At 44.4% G+C, this 18,792-nt stretch carries 17 protein-coding genes; 5 read left to right on the forward strand and 12 right to left on the reverse strand.

Translation table 11 applies throughout. The annotated features are described in order from the left end of the window. Window positions 1-89 precede the first annotated feature (89 nt). Together ACED42_RS20100 and ppsA are read right to left on the reverse strand one after the other, a co-directional pair. Window positions 90-1,427 carry an MATE family efflux transporter gene (locus ACED42_RS20100; protein ID WP_017096987.1) on the reverse strand — a complete coding sequence of 446 codons (1,338 nt, stop codon included), beginning with the start codon at window positions 1,425-1,427 and terminating at the stop codon, window positions 90-92. 202 nt (window positions 1,428-1,629) lie between these two features. Next, on the reverse strand, window positions 1,630-4,002 hold the full coding sequence (gene ppsA / locus ACED42_RS20105) for a phosphoenolpyruvate synthase (protein ID WP_371703908.1): 2,373 nt from the start codon (window positions 4,000-4,002) through the stop codon (window positions 1,630-1,632). A gap of 178 nt (window positions 4,003-4,180) precedes the next feature. Here ppsA and ACED42_RS20110 point away from each other — a divergent pair, with 178 nt between their 5' ends. Continuing rightward, window positions 4,181-5,014 (forward strand): pyruvate, water dikinase regulatory protein, encoded by an 834-nt coding sequence (locus tag ACED42_RS20110; protein WP_371703910.1) that lies wholly within the window; start codon window positions 4,181-4,183, stop codon window positions 5,012-5,014. Between the two features lie 131 nt (window positions 5,015-5,145). Here the strand turns inward: ACED42_RS20110 and grxB are convergent, their stop codons facing one another. The 3 genes from grxB to ACED42_RS20125 all read right to left on the reverse strand — a co-directional run bounded on the left by grxB (window position 5,146) and on the right by ACED42_RS20125 (window position 7,431). Next, window positions 5,146-5,778: a glutaredoxin 2 gene (grxB, locus tag ACED42_RS20115; protein ID WP_371703911.1), complete on the reverse strand. Its 633-nt coding sequence runs from the start codon at window positions 5,776-5,778 to the stop codon at window positions 5,146-5,148. A 347-nt stretch (window positions 5,779-6,125) separates the two neighbouring features. Further along, window positions 6,126-6,287: a hypothetical protein gene (locus tag ACED42_RS20120; RefSeq protein WP_009846296.1), complete on the reverse strand. Its 162-nt coding sequence runs from the start codon at window positions 6,285-6,287 to the stop codon at window positions 6,126-6,128. Between the two features lie 163 nt (window positions 6,288-6,450). Further along, on the reverse strand, window positions 6,451-7,431 hold the full coding sequence (locus ACED42_RS20125; RefSeq protein ID WP_371703913.1) for a Gfo/Idh/MocA family protein: 981 nt from the start codon (window positions 7,429-7,431) through the stop codon (window positions 6,451-6,453). A gap of 603 nt (window positions 7,432-8,034) precedes the next feature. Between ACED42_RS20125 and ACED42_RS20130 the strand changes: the two genes are divergently transcribed. The 3 genes from ACED42_RS20130 (at window position 8,035) to ACED42_RS20140 (ending at window position 10,281) form a co-directional block, all read left to right on the forward strand. Next, window positions 8,035-8,811 carry a glycosyltransferase family 25 protein gene (locus ACED42_RS20130; protein WP_017101753.1) on the forward strand — a complete coding sequence of 259 codons (777 nt, stop codon included), beginning with the start codon at window positions 8,035-8,037 and terminating at the stop codon, window positions 8,809-8,811. A 211-nt stretch (window positions 8,812-9,022) separates the two neighbouring features. Then, complete coding sequence (locus ACED42_RS20135; RefSeq protein ID WP_371703915.1) at window positions 9,023-9,505, forward strand: N-acetyltransferase family protein; 483 nt, start codon at window positions 9,023-9,025, stop codon at window positions 9,503-9,505. Window positions 9,506-9,507: 2 nt separating this feature from the next. Then, a complete protein-coding gene (locus ACED42_RS20140) occupies window positions 9,508-10,281 on the forward strand; it encodes a murein L,D-transpeptidase family protein (RefSeq protein ID WP_371703916.1) in 774 nt (257 codons plus the stop codon). Between the two features lie 91 nt (window positions 10,282-10,372). On the opposite strand, the gene ACED42_RS20145 is transcribed toward ACED42_RS20140, so the two are convergent. From ACED42_RS20145 to ACED42_RS20175, 7 genes are all read right to left on the reverse strand, one after another. Further along, window positions 10,373-11,110: a sulfite exporter TauE/SafE family protein gene (locus ACED42_RS20145; protein WP_102459118.1), complete on the reverse strand. Its 738-nt coding sequence runs from the start codon at window positions 11,108-11,110 to the stop codon at window positions 10,373-10,375. Window positions 11,111-11,291: 181 nt separating this feature from the next. Further along, window positions 11,292-12,011: a glycerophosphodiester phosphodiesterase family protein gene (locus ACED42_RS20150; RefSeq protein ID WP_371703918.1), complete on the reverse strand. Its 720-nt coding sequence runs from the start codon at window positions 12,009-12,011 to the stop codon at window positions 11,292-11,294. Window positions 12,012-12,067: 56 nt separating this feature from the next. Then, window positions 12,068-13,378, reverse strand: a complete 1,311-nt coding sequence (locus ACED42_RS20155; RefSeq protein ID WP_371703920.1) for a sn-glycerol-3-phosphate import ATP-binding protein UgpC — start codon at window positions 13,376-13,378, stop codon at window positions 12,068-12,070. Continuing rightward, window positions 13,368-14,210 (reverse strand): sn-glycerol-3-phosphate ABC transporter permease UgpE, encoded by an 843-nt coding sequence (gene ugpE / locus ACED42_RS20160; RefSeq protein ID WP_009846304.1) that lies wholly within the window; start codon window positions 14,208-14,210, stop codon window positions 13,368-13,370. Before ugpE ends, ACED42_RS20155 begins: the two co-directional genes overlap by 11 nt. Before the next feature lie 38 nt (window positions 14,211-14,248). Beyond that, window positions 14,249-15,130, reverse strand: a complete 882-nt coding sequence (locus ACED42_RS20165) for an ABC transporter permease subunit (RefSeq protein ID WP_029225588.1) — start codon at window positions 15,128-15,130, stop codon at window positions 14,249-14,251. 240 nt (window positions 15,131-15,370) lie between these two features. Beyond that, entirely contained in the window at window positions 15,371-16,663 is a 1,293-nt protein-coding gene (locus ACED42_RS20170) for an extracellular solute-binding protein (protein ID WP_017101748.1), read from the reverse strand. 275 nt (window positions 16,664-16,938) lie between these two features. After that, window positions 16,939-17,541, reverse strand: a complete 603-nt coding sequence (locus ACED42_RS20175; RefSeq protein ID WP_371703922.1) for a 2OG-Fe(II) oxygenase — start codon at window positions 17,539-17,541, stop codon at window positions 16,939-16,941. A 387-nt stretch (window positions 17,542-17,928) separates the two neighbouring features. Between ACED42_RS20175 and ACED42_RS20180 the strand changes: the two genes are divergently transcribed. Further along, a complete protein-coding gene (locus ACED42_RS20180) occupies window positions 17,929-18,717 on the forward strand; it encodes an MBL fold metallo-hydrolase (RefSeq protein ID WP_371703924.1) in 789 nt (262 codons plus the stop codon). Window positions 18,718-18,792: the final 75 nt, after the last annotated feature.

Below are 18,792 nucleotides of genomic sequence, written 5' to 3' on the forward strand. Positions count from 1 at the left end.
AGTAAGACTCGCTACACTGTGCGATCTAAACACCTTAAATGATAGGTGTTGGCTGAAGTTGCTGCTTTATTTTGGAGTGTTCTGTTTGATTATTCGCTTGGCAGTTTAAGCTCGACTTGTTTTAGCGCGCGCTGATACATAAACCATGCACAGGTGCCGGCAAGCACATTACCTGTCATTGCGCCCCAGAATAGGCCTTCAATACCCGCAAGCTGAGAGCCAACCCACAAGCTAGGTAAGAAGAAGGCGAACAGGCGCAGCGCTGAAATCGTCAAGGCGGTATAGGACTTGCCTAATGCGTTAGAGACAGAAACCATCAGCATACAGATTCCTAATGGCCCTAAGCTAATAGGTACGATCAGTAGGTGATAGTTTAAAATCGTCGAGACTTCGCTTTCACTGGTCATTAGGTTTGCTAGTCCGCCAGAGAATAACCAAGTCACTAGTGCGATCACCAACTGGAAACCCAATACAAACATGACCGCAATCTTAACGAGCTTACGTATGTTTTCGAGATTGTTCTCTCCCAACATGCGGCCAATCATCGGAGGCATCGACATCGTTAGTGCTAGCACAGCAACAATCGAGAAGAATTCAAAACGTGAGCCCAATGCCCAAGCTGCAACGGCAGCGGTGCCATAGCCAGCAAGCAGCTTAGTGGCAAACATGGATGAAACGGGTGGCAGCAATTGACTGATCATCGCAGGCCCCATGATGTTACCAATGGAGCGAACACTCTTGCTGATGTCGAGGTCGTGCCAGTCGAAGGTCATCCAATGCTTCTTGGTGACCTTTGGTGCAACGATAAAGATACCCGCACCGAACGCCAAGATGGTCGCAATGGCGGCTCCATTGATGCCCATGTCGAGCGTAAAGATGAAAATCGGGTCCAATATTAAGTTGATGATACTGGTCGCGATCATCATTGAACCGGGCAGCATGGTATTACCATTGGCACGACACACACTGTAGAAAAAGTAGAGCAGTGCACCTGTCCAAGAGCTGGCTAGCCAATAGATCCAATAAGAATCAATGATCGGTAATACCGTCGGTGGCGCATCCAACAATTGTAAAATTGGCCCTCGCAGCAGATAGATGATGACGGAGAAAAACGCGACACTCACGCTGCCCATCGCAATCACTAATCCACCAAGCTGCTTAGCGTAGCGCGTTTCATTCGCGCCAATGGCTCTCGCGATTACCGCGGTTGTCGCGATACCTAACCCGACCTGAATACCGATGATGATCATCTGTATTGGAAGCGTGAAACCTTGAACAGCGAGCGGCAGTACGCCCAGTTGGCCAATAAAAGCACTGTCGACAAGCTGGAAGCTCATTAGGGAAAGTACCCCAAATAGCATTGGCCATGTCATTGTATAGAGTTGTCGGCCAAGAGAAGGCGAGGGAGTTGCGGTAGTAGAATTCATAACACTCTTATCGGTCTTGAAGTTAGGCTTGTTGTGATGACAAACCTCTCAATGAAGAATTGTGTAAAGGATAACGTAAGGTCAGCGCGATACCAATGCTTGTTATGATAGGCAGGTTATCTTTGTTGGCTTTCGGTGAACAAAAAAGCCAGTCGCAATGACTGACTTTGTTGACTCTATATCTACTTGTTGACGCTAAGCGTTACTTGTTCGCAACGTTACCAAGCTTCAACCAAGTATCGATAACCGTATCTGGGTTTAGTGAAACCGAGCTGATGCCTTGTTCCATCAACCATTCAGCTAGGTCGTCATGGTCAGATGGGCCTTGGCCACAAATGCCTACGTATTTACCCGCTTTAGCTGCTGCATCGATAGCCATTTTCAGCATCGCTTTCACTGCTGGGTTACGCTCGTCGAATAAGTGAGCAACGTCACCTGAATCTCGGTCTAGGCCAAGTGTCAGCTGTGTCATGTCGTTTGAACCGATAGAGAAGCCATCGAAGTACTTCAAGAATTCCTCAGCCAAAATCGCATTCGATGGAAGCTCACACATCATGATGACTTTCAGACCTTGGTCGCCACGGCGTAGGTTAAACTTAGCCAGAATATCGATAACCGATGCTGCTTCGCTCGGAGTACGAACGAATGGGATCATGATTTCAACGTTCTTCAGTCCCATCTCGTTACGAACACGTTTTAGCGCTTGAGTTTCAAGCTCGAAACAGTCTTCAAATACTGGAGATATGTAACGAGATGCGCCACGGAAGCCCAGCATTGGGTTCTCTTCATGTGGTTCAAACGTTTTACCGCCAACAAGGTTGCTGTATTCGTTCGACTTGAAGTCAGACATACGTACGATCACACGCTTAGGCCAGAATGCAGAAGCGATGGTCGCAATGCCTTCTGTTAGCTTGCTTACGTAGAAATCGATAGGATCTTTGTAGCCACGAATACGCTGGTTGATTTCTGCTTTGATCTCATCCGTTTGCTCATCGAAGTTCAACAGAGCTTTAGGGTGAATACCAATCATCTTGTTGATGATGAATTCAAGACGAGCAAGGCCAACACCTTCGTTCGGGATTTGAGCGAAGTCGAAGGCACGGTCTGGGTTACCAACGTTCATCATTACTTTAGTTGGCAGCATTGGTAGCTCATCAACCTCAGAACGTTTGATCTCGAAATCGAGTTCGCCTTGGTAAACGTAGCCTGTTTCGCCTTCTGAACATGACACTGTTACGGTGTCGCCATCATTCAGGCTGCTTGTCGCTGTACCACAGCCAACGATTGCTGGAATACCTAGCTCACGAGCGATGATTGCTGCGTGACAAGTACGGCCACCACGGTTAGTCACAATCGCAGACGCTTTCTTCATCACAGGTTCCCAGTCTGGGTCTGTCATGTCTGTTACCAGTACGTCGCCTTCTTGAACCAGTGACATTTGGTCTAGTGAATCAACCAAGCGAACAGGGCCAGAGCCAATACGTTGACCGATAGCACGTCCTTCCACCAAGACATCTGCTTTGGTGTTTAGCTCGTAACGCTCAATGACATTTTGGTCACTTTGAGAACATACGGTTTCAGGACGAGCTTGAACGATGTAAAGCTTGCCGTCGATGCCATCTTTTGCCCACTCAATGTCCATTGGACGTTGGTAGTGCTTCTCGATGATCATCGCTTGTTTTGCTAATTCTTTGATCTCTTCATCGTTCAGTGAGAACTCGTTACGCTCTTGAGTATCTGTGTCGATGATATCAACTTGCTTGCCGATCTCTTGGTTGGTTGAGTAGATCATCTTGATCAACTTAGAACCAAACGTCTTTTTAACCACTGGGTAGTGACCCGCTTCTAGCATTGGCTTGTGAACGTAGAACTCATCTGGGTTCACCGCGCCTTGCACGACCATTTCACCTAAGCCCCAAGAAGAGGTGATGAATACCACTTGGTCGAAGCCTGATTCAGTATCAAGCGTGAACATCACACCTGAAGAGGCTTTGTCTGAGCGAACCATACGCTGGATGCCCGCAGACAATGAAATGCCGCGGTGATCAAAGCCTTGGTGTACTCGGTAAGAGATAGCGCGATCGTTAAACAGAGAAGCGAACACGTGTTTAGTCGCTTCGATAACCGCATCGATACCTTTCACGTTAAGGAAGGTTTCTTGTTGGCCTGCAAAAGAAGCATCTGGAAGGTCTTCAGCTGTTGCCGATGAGCGAACCGCAACAGACAATTCTTCGTTGCCTTCAATCAGTTCGCGGTAGTTATCACGGATATCTTGCTCTAGTGATTCTGGGAAGGGTGCGTCTAGAACCCATTGTCGAATTGTTGCACCTGTCTTACGCAGTGCGTCAACGTCTTCAACATCAAGTTCATCAAGGAGTTGGTGAATGCGCTCATCAAGACCTTTGTAGTCAAGAAAGTTGTTAAACGCATAAGATGTGGTAGCAAAACCATTAGGTACTGATACGCCAGCGTTGGCTAGGTTAGAAACCATCTCGCCAAGTGAAGCATTCTTACCGCCGACTTTGTCGACATCTTCCATGGAAAGGCCATTGAACCATAGGGTGTTATTTTGCATTTATTTCTCCAGAAACATAGCAAGCATTGTAGGGATTTAAAGGCAAACGATTACGTATCAGTTTAAAAAAATGTAAATTATTTTCTAAAGCTGTGGGGGACGTAATTGTCAGCAGGGTTTCGTTATATATATTATGGTTCCCATCCTACTCAAAATAATTTTAAACATTAAATAAAAAATGCAAATTGATATCCAAAGTCGTGATGTATTCTATGTTTCTGATGGAACGGCCATAACATGTGAGACTTTAGGGCATGTTGTTCTAGGTCAATTCCCATTCAAAGCTAATGAAAAAACCTTCCCGTTTGTCGAAAGTGAAGACAAACTTTCTGATTTATTGAAAGAGATCGAGATTTCATATCGAGCAACAGGCCATGAACCTTTAGTCTTTTTCTCGATTGTGATTCCGGAGATAAAACTGAAGCTGTTAGATGCGCCTGCGCATTGTTATGACGTGTTAGAAAGTATCGTGCAGAAAGTGCAAGATGATACGAAAATGGCGCCTAAGCCGAAGCTGCAGCGTTCTCGTAGCGTCAATAAAGACTCGGACAAATACTTCGACCGTATTGCTGCTATCGAATACACGTTAGCGCACGACGACGGTATTACTTTAAAAGGCTTGGAAGAGGCAGACATTATCTTGTTGGGAGTCTCTCGCAGCGGTAAAACGCCAACGAGCTTGTACATGGCAATGCAGTTTGGTTTACGCGTCGCAAACTATCCGTTTATCCATGATGATATTGCTCGCTTAAGGTTGCTACCGGAATTTGAGATATATCGTCATAAGCTGTTTGGTTTAACCATTGATGCAGAAAGGCTCACTGAAATTCGTGAGAACCGCTTAGCAGGCAGCGAATACGCGAGTGACTCTCAATGTTTGTATGAGCTGCAAACGGTAGAAGGTTTGTTCAGACGTGAAGCCATTCCATACATCAACACCTCGTCACTGTCTGTTGAAGAGATTTCGACACGAATCTTGGAACGTACAGGTTTGAGAAGGCGCTTGTTGTAGAAAAAGACAATTGAGTCATAAAAATCGAAGCTCGTACGGACAATGGTTCGGGGAGCTTCGATTTTTCTTTTAGCTGGTTGTTAGCTATTAACTATTAACTGTTAACTGTTAACTATTAACGACTCAACAAATTAGCGAAGCAGCATGATGCTAAGCGTTTTGCTCTGTTTTTCGAGCCAATGTTCAAGTGCTGGTGGCCATTCGATACTTGGTTCGACACAGAAACCGCGAAGCATTGAGAAATAAAGAGCTTGATCAATCAAAGGTAGCGATGATTCACCATTCTCTAGCTCCAATAGAAGCTCTGCATCTTTCAGCAATGGGTTAATCAGTTGAACGTATTGTGGGGTCTTTTCTAAGAGCTCTTCAAAATTAAAGCCTTCGGTCTCTTTACTAACACGCCAAGCTTCTTTTGCTCCAGCCGAACGATATTCAGCCAAGTCGAGGTTCCACCACCGTGGGCGTCCGATCTGTTGAGTGAGAGGGAAAGATCGGCTTTGGAAAAGAGTAGCCTGCTCTGAAGGTTCACGTTGCTCATCATTTGATTTCAAATCCATGAAATAAGCAATGATGTCTAGGCTTTCGGCCATAATAGAACCATCGTCTTTCTGTAAGACGGGCACCATTTTTTTACCGATCAGATCGATAAGGGTTTGGGCATCATCATAATCCACAGAAACAAGTTCGATGTTCAAGCCGAGAGATTGAGCAATGTAGGCAACTCTTGCACAGAAAGGGCAGTGGTCGTAAATGTAAAGCTTCATAGCTTCCCTCATTTATGGTCATTACAAGTATAAGATAATGCTAATGTACCAGAAACTCTTACGAATACTAAGCATCAATAAATGCCAAGTTCCAGTAAACGCTTAGCACTAATAAACAGCATGCACTACCAGACAATAAGTATTTAGTGTAGATACTCTTTACTGAATTCTATTGTCCGTTGGATTGGACTTTATGGTAATGAGTAAATTAGTGGGGAAGCTGGTGGGTAAATCACGGGCACAAAAAAGGCTCTGGCTGCTCACTCTAATGCAGAAGAATGAAGTCAGCCAAAGCCTCAATTTTGTTACCTTTAGCAGAGTGACGACTAAAAGAGCGGAGCGGTTAACTATGCTTTTTTAAGGTCTTTTGCAGGGTAAGTAAGCGTCATTATTGCGCCTTCTACTGTTGTAACATGAACGTAGCCACCACCAGCACTTAGGCCAATTACTACCATTTCACCTAGCTCAACACCTTTTGTTGCAACAACGCGATCATCAACTGAAAACACTTTACACACCTTCAATAAAATAAATAAATACGACAGATATCGAACGCGGATTTAAACAGATGGTATCCCAATCAACTAATCCGGTTATTTGTCGTAAAGATTAAATTTAGTTATGCATAAATCGGCATTTCTTAAAAATCAGTTGGTTAACATGCTTGGGGTGTTATTTGTCGGCGGGATAAACGGCACCAACTTGTTGACGCATATCTGTAATCAACTTTGCAACGGTTAAAGCACGTAGTTTGGCTTGAGCTTGTGTACTTTTGTCACCAGCAATGCAGTTTGCAAAGGCTTGGGCCTCGTAACTCATGGAGTTTTCTCTTTGTGCTTGAGTAAGGTTTTCTACCGTGCCATCACGATAGCGAATCTTAACGTCGGTGCATTCTGCAATGTGATCGATGATGATCGATCCCTGTTCGCCTTGGATCTCGCTTGGTACGTAAGAGTCGCTGACTTTAGAGTGCGCAAGGGTTACATCAAATTCTGGATACTGGAAGATCGCACAGCCATGCGCATCCACACCTGAGTCAAGTAGCTTTGCCGAAGCCTGTGCATTCTCAGGTTCACCAAACAGAGCAACAGTCGCGGCTACGCAGTAGAAGCCAATATCGACTAATGAACCATTAGAGAAAGCTGGGTTGAAGGTGTTTGGGTTCTCGCCGTTTAGGTATTTCTGGTAACGCGATGAATATTGACAGTAGTTGATGTGCGCTTTATGCACTTTGCCTATCTTTTTTAAGCCGAGTTGAACTTGCTCAAAGTTCGGTAGATACTGAGATTTATACGCCTCAAACAGCACCACACCGTTCTTCTGAGCGACCTCAAACATGTGTGTTGCTTCTTCAATATTCGATGCGACAGGCTTCTCACAGATGACATGCTTGCCGTGTTCCATCATCAAGATAGATTGCTCGCAGTGCAGTGAGTTTGGTGAAGCGATGTACACGGCTTCAACTGTGTTGTCATTTGCCAATGCGTCGAGTGAGTCATACGTCGTTTCAACGTTAAATTCTTGGGCGAACTGTGCCGCGCTGGCCAGATTTCGTGAATAAACAGCAGCCAACTGCATTGATTGTGACTCATGAGCAGCTTGAACAAATTTCTTTGTAATCCAATTGGTTCCAATTACAGCGAACTTAATCATAAGGTATCCAATAGTTAGTATATTAATTCTATGAAGATAGTAGCACTCAATGGCTAGCATTGTTTCTGAGATTTGCGGAACAATTCTCCAAGATCTTTAGCCTGATATTAATATTAACTCGTCTATACCTGAGCTTTGTAGAGCATCATAATAAAGTCTTTTGTTGTGTTGTTTCTGAGGTGGGAGGTGCAGGTTAGTTTCAGTGACCGATTGTATTCTCTCAATTGGTGGTTTATTGGAAGTGTTTAATATAAAAGACTCAATACCCAAAGAATGAAGATCTATTGATTATATCCTCTCGTCAATTCTTAAGAAATATTATACAAGCTGAATTGGTGTGCAATTGTATTTATATGCAATCGCGCAATTAACCTATGGTGTTTTAATATCACTTTGTTTAGTAATTGATAACATTTTAAGACAATAAATGTTATCGATTGGGAGCAATTTACGTTACAGAGTCACGAAGTTGAACATAATTGGAATAATGAACAACATTTGTTTTAGATTGGTTCTAATTATGAGAAATAGGGGGGTTACTTTTGTTGATATTTATATTAATTTCTTATGGGTTAAATTATTAGCAATAGGTGTTTTTTTACTGTGAAATCTCTTATTATTGCGCTAGAACGTAAATCTGAACGATTTTTATCCAGCCAAAAGCAACTTTTAAATATTAAGTCTCTAGATATTGAAAAGTTGAGTGCTGTTGATGCTATGTCCTCTAAACCTCATCCTTTGATGGATTTCTATGATGAAACCGCCTTTTATGCACTAAATGGAAGGATCGCTGTTCCTGGTGAGATCGGGTGTTATGGTAGTCACTATTTAGCGTGGGAAAGATGCATTCAGTTAAATCAACCAGTTATTGTCTTCGAAGACGATGTTGTTGTTGATGTCGATGTATTTGGAAAAACGGTTCAATTTGCCAGTAAGCATATTGAAGAGTGTGGTTTTATGAGATTGGAAAATTATTCGACTAAGAGAGAGTATAATTATGTCGTTGAAAATCTCGATGACGAACAAAGTCTAGTGCGACATATTAAAACACCACTATGCACCACTGCCTATATGATCACACCGCATGTGGCGAAAATTTTTATAGAAAAAAGTGAACGATTCCTCTACCCAGTAGATGTATTTATTAGAAATGTATGGCTTCATAAGCAACCAACTTACGGAATATCTCCTGCAGGATTAACCGGGGGAGAAGGTGGCTCAGTCATTGGGAATCGGTCTTCTAGAACAAAAAAATCACTCCGTATTAAAACTCTAAAATTCTTAAGTAAGTTTAGAGATGTCGCTATGAATGGTTTGTTCAATTTGACCTATACCGTAATAATCAAAAAAAGCAGACCCAAAATGTTTAACGGTTTTTAATCGTTTCTTATCTGATTGATTTTACGTCATTCGTTTAGAACGAACCGAGATTTAGATATAAGAACAGCTCCCAATTGGGAGCTGTTCTTCGTTATCGTGTCATGTAATTAGTGGTATCAAGCTCTAGCTCGAAAGTTTTGTTAAAAGAGTAGGACGGTGCACAGCTAAGCTATTTTTGCTAAGGTGTTATTGAATTTAAAAAGGTAGTGATATGCAAATCCGGAACGCTAAGGTAACTGATATTAGCTCGATCTTAGAGCTCTCTATGCAAATAAATCGTCAACATCATCTTGGTGCCCCTATGGTATTTGCTCCCGCTTCTCATGGCTTAGCTGATAGTGAAGAATATTGGTTGGGATTGATGCTTGATCCGGTTGGCACTTTCTTAGTTGCGATTGACGCTCAACAGGTTGTTGGTTTCTTGGTGGGGAAGGTAACGCAGAATAAAGGGGTAAGCTTCATTCAGTCTCACAAAATAGCGCGAGTGAATACGATTGTGGTAAACGATCAGGTTCAGAGCCAAGGCGTCGGCAAAGCGTTGATGAAGTCGTTTAATCAGTGGGCGCAAGCGAGTGGTGCTATTGAGCTTAGGTTAGAAGTGATGGAGTTTAATCAGCAAGCTAAGGGTTTCTATGAATCGTTAGGCATGGAAACTCAATCACGAACCATGTCCATGCGCTTTGAGGAGAACTAAAGGTGCGCCTATTTTTGCCTTTATCACTGTGTTTACTGTTTGTAGCTTCGAGTGTGCAAGCTGAAAAGGTTGTGGTTGAAAAGATAATTTCTGACGCGACGGCAATCGAAACCATTGTATTCGAGTCGAAACCGGCTCACTCTCAGCGTGTCTCAACGTCTTCCTCTAACTCACCCTCTTCAGTGATCTCAAATTCCAAACATGTGATTATTGTGGATGATGTTCTTAGCAGTAACTCTGGCGAACAAGTTGCCCAGCTGTCTCAAGGTTCATCTAAACGTCCCCCTCAAAGCTCTTCTCAACAGTCTTACACTCTAACCGGTCCCTTTTCTGAGGCAGACTCTCTGTCGCAAGTGGTTACTTTAGTCAAAGTTGATAAATCGAAACGTAGAATGTACCTACTTAAGGGTGATGAGGTCATTCAAGAGTTTCGTATTGCGTTAGGGAAACAACCGAAAGGGCATAAACGTTTTGAAGGAGACAACCGAACACCTGAAGGGGAATACCAGCTCGATTATGTGATGGAAGAATCGGATTTTCACCGCTCGGTGCATATCAGCTACCCGGAACCTTCGGATATGCAGTGGGCTGAAGAAAATGATGTCGACCCTGGAGGGAATATCAAGATCCACGGTATTAAAAATGGTGAGCGCCGTTCGCCTAGTTTTATTCAAAGCTTTGATTGGACGGATGGTTGTATTGCACTAACCAATCAAGATATGGATGAGTTCATTCAACTCGTAAAAATGGGTACCCCTATCCATATCGAATGGTAGTCATTGGTACCCAGTTTTCTTAATCACTTTCGGAATCTATTCGCGCAGTCAATTCGCGAAACCAACTTCCGAAATTAACCGCTAAAGCCAGTTAAAGTAAGACTCGACCTGCACTGAATATCGCAATCACGATCAGCAATGCAATGGTGACAGGCTTGAACTTCGCTCCACCAAACCTCTCAAACAATTTCGAACCGACATAGCCGCCAAACATGCTGCTTGGTAAGAGTGCTAGAGTAAGCCAGACCACATCACGATCGACTAACCCTGCGATAGAGGCCGTAACAAAGGCGCTGGAATCAGCTAGTACAAAGAACGCAATCAGGCCTGCTCTGGCAATGTGTGGTGCGACAGGACTTGCCAATGCATGCGTGCCAACCGGAGGGCCAGACATCGATGCTGCACCATTCATTATCCCCGCAAGGCTGCCTAGAATATAGGGAGCAAATCTAGGTTCGCTTTTGTATTGGAACCCTTTGTAGATCATGATTGCTGACGCAAGAATGAAGGCACTGATGATCAAGATGATCGTGTCTTGGCTAACGGATTTGAGCAACAGCAAGCCGACGGGCGTGAAGGCCAAACAGGGGATAAATACCTTTGAAACCCATCGCCAATTTACGTGATGTTTAACCTTCGGCAGCAATTGGATATTGCCTAACAGGTCGATCAGCATGAAAACAGGAACCAGTTCGATAACAGGCACGAATAACGCACTCAATGGCAATGCCACTAAGGTGAAACCAAAACCTGAGAAGCCACGAACAATAGCGGCGAAAATGAAGATTGCACCCAAAATTGGGAAGGTTGGACTAAAAATGAGATCCATAAATTAAGTAACCAATGAAGCTGTCTAAATAGAACGAGCGATGAAACCAAGTGAGTAGCGGAATGTACTCCTACTCACTTGTGTTTGCTACTTAATTTTATGGTTTCCCGAGAATTAATTTTAAGGCATCCCGGGAGTTTATTTAAAGTTTATCGGGGCTATTTTTGCGGTATTTACGAGCTCAATTTATAGGATTGAACTGATTCGGAAAATCAGTAAATACAGCATCTACTTTTGAGAGAAATTTGAAGCGAGACGGATCATTGACGGTGTAGCACCATGTTTGAATGTTTGCTTCACCAAGTGTATCAAGATCGCTCTGCTTCAGATGCTCGTAGTTCATGTGACAGCTGAACGCTTTAACCTCATCAATCAGCATAAGATCATCTTGAGTCAGTTGCTCTGTGATCACACCGACACGGTATCTAGGTAAATGACGAGCGATTTCAGCAACGACTTGATGGCTGAAGCTTGAAAGCAAAACTCTGTGGGTGTCTAGATTTGAATGGATCAACTCGGTGTGCAGCAAATCAACGACATGAGGTGCTTGATGTCGGCTATCGACTTTGACTTCTAGGTTGACGCTGAGATCATACAGCTCAACAAGCGCGAGCAACTCTTCCAGCGTCAGTATTTTCTCACCCGCGAACTGCTCAGACTTCCAACTGCCAAAGTCAAGCTGACGCAGTTCTGCAAGGGTATGTTCGTCGACACGACCCTTGCCATCGCTGCAGCGCTCAAGCGTGTGGTCGTGACAAACCACAAGTTGATCATCCTGAGTGGGCTGAATATCAACTTCAATCCATTTCAAACCGAGTTTCGCCGCTTGTTCAATGCTTGCTTTGGTATTTTCTGGGTGAGTACCTGCTACACCTCTATGACCTACGATGATAGACGACATAATTAATCCCTCTTAAAGACGCACCGTAAAAACGCATTAAATATCAGTGTACTCGATTAAGCGAGAGCCGTCGTTAAGCTTGTCGCATCTTCGTGTGACTCCTGTGATGTGAAGTTATTTGGGTGAATGCGTTTGCCAAGATTGTCAAAAATATGCAGGTTGGATTTATCGATTCTTAGCGCTAGGGGGACGGCTTGGCACAGTGTCGTTTCGGGTGTTACTGCAATGAAGGGCTGCTCGTTCACCAGACCATGAACCAATTGATTTGGACCCAAAGGCTCAACCACACTGATACGCAGTTCAAGAGGCAAGGTATTCATCATCAATTCTGAACCAATTTCAGAGTGCTCTGGACGAATACCAAGTGTGATAGCTGTATTTTTTACGTGGGCGTACTCGGGTAAGTACATTTGCTGATCACCAATCTCAAGGTATCCGTCATCGAGTGTTGCTGGTAAAAAATTCATTGCAGGGCTGCCAATAAAGCTTGCCACAAAGGTGCTGGCAGGCTGGTGGTAGACTTCTCTTGGTGTGCCGACTTGTTCAATTTGGCCTTTGTTGAGCACCACGATTCTATCAGCCAGTGTCATGGCTTCGACTTGGTCATGAGTCACGTAAACACTGGTCACGCCAAGTTCGTGTTGCAGTTTTTTGATCTCTAATCTCATGTGAGCACGCAGTGAGGCATCTAGGTTAGACAAAGGTTCGTCAAACAGGAAAAGTTGAGGGTCGCGCACAATCGCTCGCCCCATGGCAACACGTTGACGTTGACCACCCGAAAGCTTGGCTGGCTTGCGGTCTAGATATTCTTCGATTTTCAGCGTTTTGGCGACTTTCTCAATTTTCTCTTCAATAAGGTGCTGACTAACACCTCGGTTCTTTAAGCCATAAGCGAGGTTTTTGTAAACCGACATGTGCGGGTAGAGCGCGTAATTCTGGAAGACCATCGCGATATCACGCAGGGCAGGTTTCTCTGTATCAACACGGCGACCACTTAAGTGAATCTCGCCACCAGAAATGCTTTCCAAACCCGCAATGGAACGTAGGATAGAAGACTTGCCACAACCAGAAGGACCCACCAAAACAAGGAACTCACCCTCATCGATATCAAGCGAGACTCCTTTGACGGCTTGATGGCCGTTTTCATACGTCTTTACCAAGTTTTTGATACCCAGCATGATGGGAGCTTTGCGCGTACGATCGTGAATGGCTTGGTTGTGCGCTAACGTTTGTTTTAGCTTTGGCATCGGGGTGTCCTCTGTATTTTTGTGGATAGCTTGGTGAGAAGGCAGGTGAGATGTCTTGTACTCATTGAGAGATTGAATGCGGTTATTGTTCATTTGAGTTGTGTCGTTATTATTTTTCACTTTCTACTAGCCCTTTTACAAACCAACGCTGAAATACAACCACCACTAGTACGGGTGGCAACATGGCTAAAATCACCATGGCGAAAGCATAGTCATAGCGCGGTAAACTGGTTTCATTGATATTATTGAGTACTTGTTTGATGCCCATCACGATGGTGTTGTAGCCTTCGTCGGTAGTCATCATGATTGGCCACAGGTATTGGTTCCAACCCACCACAAACATGATGATGAAGATCGCGGCGATCATGGTTTTAGAAAGAGGCAGCAAGATATCGACAAAGAATCGAAATGGGCCTGCATTATCTAGTTGAGCTGCTTCTAACAATTCATCGGGGATGGTTTTGAAGAATTGCCTGAAAAAGAAGGTCGCGGTGGCTGATGCGATCAAAGGCAGAATCAACCCTGTATAGCTATTAAGAAGACCAAGCCCAGCGACAACTTCATAGGAAGGGATAATACGAACCTCTAATGGCAGTAACAGCGTCACGAAGATCAGCCAAAACCACGCCGTGGCGTAAGGGAGTCTAAAGTAGACCAAAGCAAACGCGGCCATCATCGAAATGATGATCTTACCGATCGCAAAACCTAGCCCCATGATCATCGAGTTGGTGATCATTTTACTGGCGGTGACTTCGCCACTAAAGCCCATGCTTTTGTTCCAAGCTTCGCTATAAATGGCCGTAAAGTTATCGCCCGGTAGCCATTGCAGACCTTCGCTGACAATGGTGTTTGGGTTATGCGTAGAACTAGCGAAGATTAGCCAGATAGGGACCAACATAAACAGCATCCCTGCAATTAAAATTAGGTGGTCTGAGACCTTATTACTTTTCATAAATAACTCCTGTCGCGTTAAATCCTAGCGGGGAGGGGCTAGTAATGGACGCGCTTTTCTACAACGCGAAACTGGATAAATGTGAGAGTGAGTACCAGTAGTAACAGCACAACAGATTGTGCGGAACTGCCGCCTAAATCTGCGCCAACAAAACCATCTCGATACACCTTGTACACTAATGAAGTTGTACCGCCACCTGGGCCACCATTGGTCATGGTGTCTATCACGCCAAAGGTTTCAAAGAACGAGTAGGTGAGGTTGATGACCAACAGAAAGAAGCCAGTAGGGGCCAGTAGTGGGAAAGTGATAGTCCAGAAACGTTTTGAGTCGCTGACACAATCCAACATCGCCGCTTCTTTTACGGCGTAAGAGATCGATTGGAGTCCCGCTAGGAAGTAGATGAAATTCACCGAAACCTGTTTCCACACGGAAACCAAAATCAGAGCAAACGTGGCATCCACGGGATCGGTTTGGAAGCTAAAATCCCAACCCACAACAGCAAAGATTTCTGTGAACACGCCAATGTGCGGGTTAAACAAGAAAGCACCAATAACACCTGCAATCGCAGGGGCAACCGCATAAACCCAAGTGAGAGTGACCTTGTAAGCGCCTTGTCCGTGAATGATGTTGTCGGCTTTCACGGCAAGCAGCAGAGCCAAGGCAAGTGATAAGAAAGAGACCACAATTGCGAACATCAAAGTAAAGCCAATCGAGTTCAGGTACTCGCTCGATTCGAATAGCATTTGGTAATTCTCAAACCAGACGAATATAGATGAGGTGCCCCAAGGCTCTTCCAGCATAAATGAAAGGTAAACCGCCTTTGCTGCTGGGTAGATAAAGAAAACCGCAATGATGAGTATCTGAGGTGCCAAAAATAGGTAAGGCAGCGGAGAGTGAAAGAATTGTTGACGTCGTTCCACAGGGTAATCCCTAAAAATAATTACAGTGGCCACTATGAGCGGCTGTTACCACTAGCGCTGTATCAGGCATGCATCCCGTTGAGTTATCGTTGTTGGAGCAAGAAATGGCGCTAGGGAAGAGTCTCCTCACGCCTTGCCATAGCGTTTTTTTAGCGACGCAGTGACAAGTAGTGAGGAGTGATGAACGGCTCTGATTCGCTAAGCCTTAAGCTTGTGAACAGTTTCGTTTCATTAATCGATCTAGTTCATCGTTCGAGCGAAGCGCTTTAGTAGTTTGCTGCTCTCATCTTCGACCTTGTCTAGGCTGCTCTCGACGCTAGAGCGATCAGCGAAGATGTTATCGAACTCACGGTGCATCACTTCACGGATTTGCGGGTAATAACCTAGGCGGTAGCCTTTAGTCCACTCGCCCGATTTGAGGCTTAGTTGCTTAACGCCCACTTCTGCGTCTGGCTGCTCTGTGTAGTAGCCGGACTTTTTCGCTAGTTCATAGGCAGCCGTTGTTACAGGTACATAGCCTGTTGTTTTGTGCCAGTACACTTGAGTTTCAGGCTTAGTCAGGTAGTCAAAGAATGCTGCGACACCTTTGTCTTGTTGTTGGTCATGGCCATTGAGTGCAAACAGAGCGGCACCACCAATGAAGGTTAAACCAGCATCTGGGTTAACTGATTTCCAGTATGGAAGGTAAGTTGTGCCTAACTCGAAAGGTACACGGTTACGTAAACCACCGAATGAACCTGAAGAGCCCATCCACATTGCTACTTCTTGGCGCTCGAAAGGCGTTTGGTTCGCATCCCAATCGCTGCCGTAATACTTGTAGTAACCTAGATCTGACCACTCTTTCATCTTGCTAACGTGCATCATCATGTCTTTGGTGTTGAACATGATTTTAGTGGATAGGCCGTCGTAGCCGTTGTTCTGGTCAGAGACTGGCAGGTTATGGCGAGACTTAAAGTTTTCAAACATGATCCACGGCGTCAGAGATTGAGAAAACGCGATGTGTCCTTCGGCCTTCAGTTTCTTAGCAACCACTTCGAGTTCTTCATAAGTCTTAGGCGCTTCGGTTCCCACTTCTGCGAGAAGGTCTTTGTTGTAGTAAAGAACCGGCGTCGAACTGTTGAAAGGCATACCAACCATCTTGCCTTGGTTGTCGGCATAGAAGTTACGAACGCCAGCTAGGTAGTCGTTTGAATTAAAGTTGTAGCCCGATTCAACCAGAATATCCTGTACCGGTTTCGCGACACCTTTAGCGTTCATGATGGTTGCAGCACCGGCATCGAAGACTTGTAGAATGTTAGGAGCTTCGCCAGCTCGATATGCTGCGATACCCGCTGTTAAGGTCTCTGTGTATGAACCTTTATAGATTGGCGTGATCTTGTAATCATCTTGTGACGCATTAAAGTCAGTCGCAATCTTATTGACGGTTTCTCCAAGTTGGCCGCCCATTGCGTGCCACCAAGTAACTTGAGTCGTTGCGAACGCCGGCATTGCTGCTGTCGCAGAAAGAACGCCTGCCAAAATTAGCTTATTCATCTTCTTTTCCTTTTGGATGAAATCGATATAGAGGTATTGAATTTGAGTATTAACGAGACGGTAGGGGTATCGTTTGAAGCTATCTTGAACAGGGTATATTTCACTTACGTGGCTAAAGCGTTTCACTGATGTGAAAGATTCATTTCGATTTTATTTAAGAGAAAAGTTATTGATGGATTTGATGTTTGATGTATTTGGCTTTCAAGACGTTTTTCTGACCAAAAAAAAGCCTCTCGATGGAGAGGCTAAGAATAAGGTTCGATGTGGATACAGTTTTAGTGCGCGATGTCTAATTGGTTGTCTTTCACGCCGTTAATACGGAACCAACCTGCGATACTGAATCGCTCTGTGTTGGTTGGTAACACTTCGTGTGGGAACTGTTCAGACAAGAACACAAATAAGCGGCCTGACTTTGGTGGAATGGTCGCAATGTGGTTGTCTTTTAGATCGTAAACCACGAGCTCCCCTGCGTCTTCCTCAGACCATTCGTCATTCATGTAGAACACAGTGGTTAGGCGGCGGTTTTCATTACCTTTAAAGCAGTCTAAGTGCTTCTGGTAAAAGTCACCTTTTTCGTATTTAGCAAAGTGCGCTTCGTACTCGAACAGACCCAAAAAGAACGCTCTGTTTGCTTCTAAACGAATTTGTTCCATTTTGTCTAGGAACAGAGATGCGGGTTCGCCCATATCACGGCGTACCCACTGAATTTTGTCACTACGAATCGTTGCTTCTCGTGCTACATCATCGTTACGGCCGATCCTAGCCTTTTTCCAGTTCTCTGGAAGGCAATCCCTCAATGCCACTACTTCTTCGTGAGTTAAGAAGTCATCCCAAACAAAGTAACCTTGGGTAGAAAGAGCATCGATAAGTTGGTTCATGTACAGCACTCAGACAATAAATTAGAGGCGCATATATAGTCCGAATAACTCAGGTCACCAAATCACATGTTTTGTCGTCACGACAAATGATGCTCAGTGCTTAAAGCGCAAGGCTTGTTGAGCAAGGTTTTCGGTGATGTGAGCATTCGATAATGCTGAAAAATATCGGATGAAATTGATGGTCATCTTTGGAATGTGCCCTCATTATTCTGAGTTAAATTGGACTTGAGTAACGTTGGATTTGAGTAATTGAGTGGATACCAATGGAAATCTTGATTCGAGTTCTCTATCCGGTTTTAGATTGTTGCTTTTAACAAAATGATCACAATTGATGGTGGGTTTGCTATTGTATAGGTCTGACCAGTTGTTTTATCACAAGGAGTGGATTTGCAACTTCATACCATCAAAGGCTATATCCAAGACATGTATCTCGTAGAGTACCCTGAGAGGTTGCTCTTGCTTGATGGTGCGTGTCGAGCCGACATCCCGCATTTGAAGGCTTTCATCGAAACAGGGCTTATGCGTGATTTTTCTGATCTACATACGGTTGTGGTTACGCACATGCATCCAGACCACGCAGGGGCAGCGCACAAGCTCAGAAAGCTCACGAATTGTAATTTGGTGGCAGCAGATCGAGACAAAGACTGGTACCACGGCATCGATGGTATATTGATGCATTTGACCGATCTGGCATTGGCACGTTGGATGGCGAACCGATTGGGTAAGCCTAAAGCAAATCTGTGGTATTCAAGAAAGTTGAAGCCGGACTACAAGCTATCGGATGGAGACAGCATTCCGGGTTTTGATGACTGGTTGGTTCTGGAAACGCCAGGCCATACCGACAGAGATCTTTCCGTCTATTGCCCATCACACAGTGTCGCCTATGTGGCAGATTTAATGGTCGAGGTCAAAAAGAAGCTGATTCCGCCTTTCCCAATTTTTCATCCCAATAAGTATCGAGAGTCGGTATCCCGTATTTATAACATGCAGCTCGACACCTTGCTGGTGGCGCATGGGGGACAAGTGAATTTGAGTGAGCAAGCGTTTGAACATCTGTTGATGAGTGCGCCAAGAAGGCCCGTGACACATTGGCGAGTGACTAAAATCAAACTCAAAGGTTTGGTTAAATCTGTTTGGCGATTTGGGTTTAAAGATAAAAAAAATCGCCATAAATAATAAAGGCCAGTCTCAAAGACTTAATGCCGATCGTTTAAGAAGACTTGAACGATCTTGCAGTTAGCAGATAATCCC

Origin of the sequence: Vibrio sp. FF145, from assembly GCF_041439075.1 — a bacterium.
In the GTDB taxonomy this organism is placed as follows: Bacteria; Pseudomonadota; Gammaproteobacteria; order Enterobacterales; family Vibrionaceae; genus Vibrio; species Vibrio tasmaniensis_A.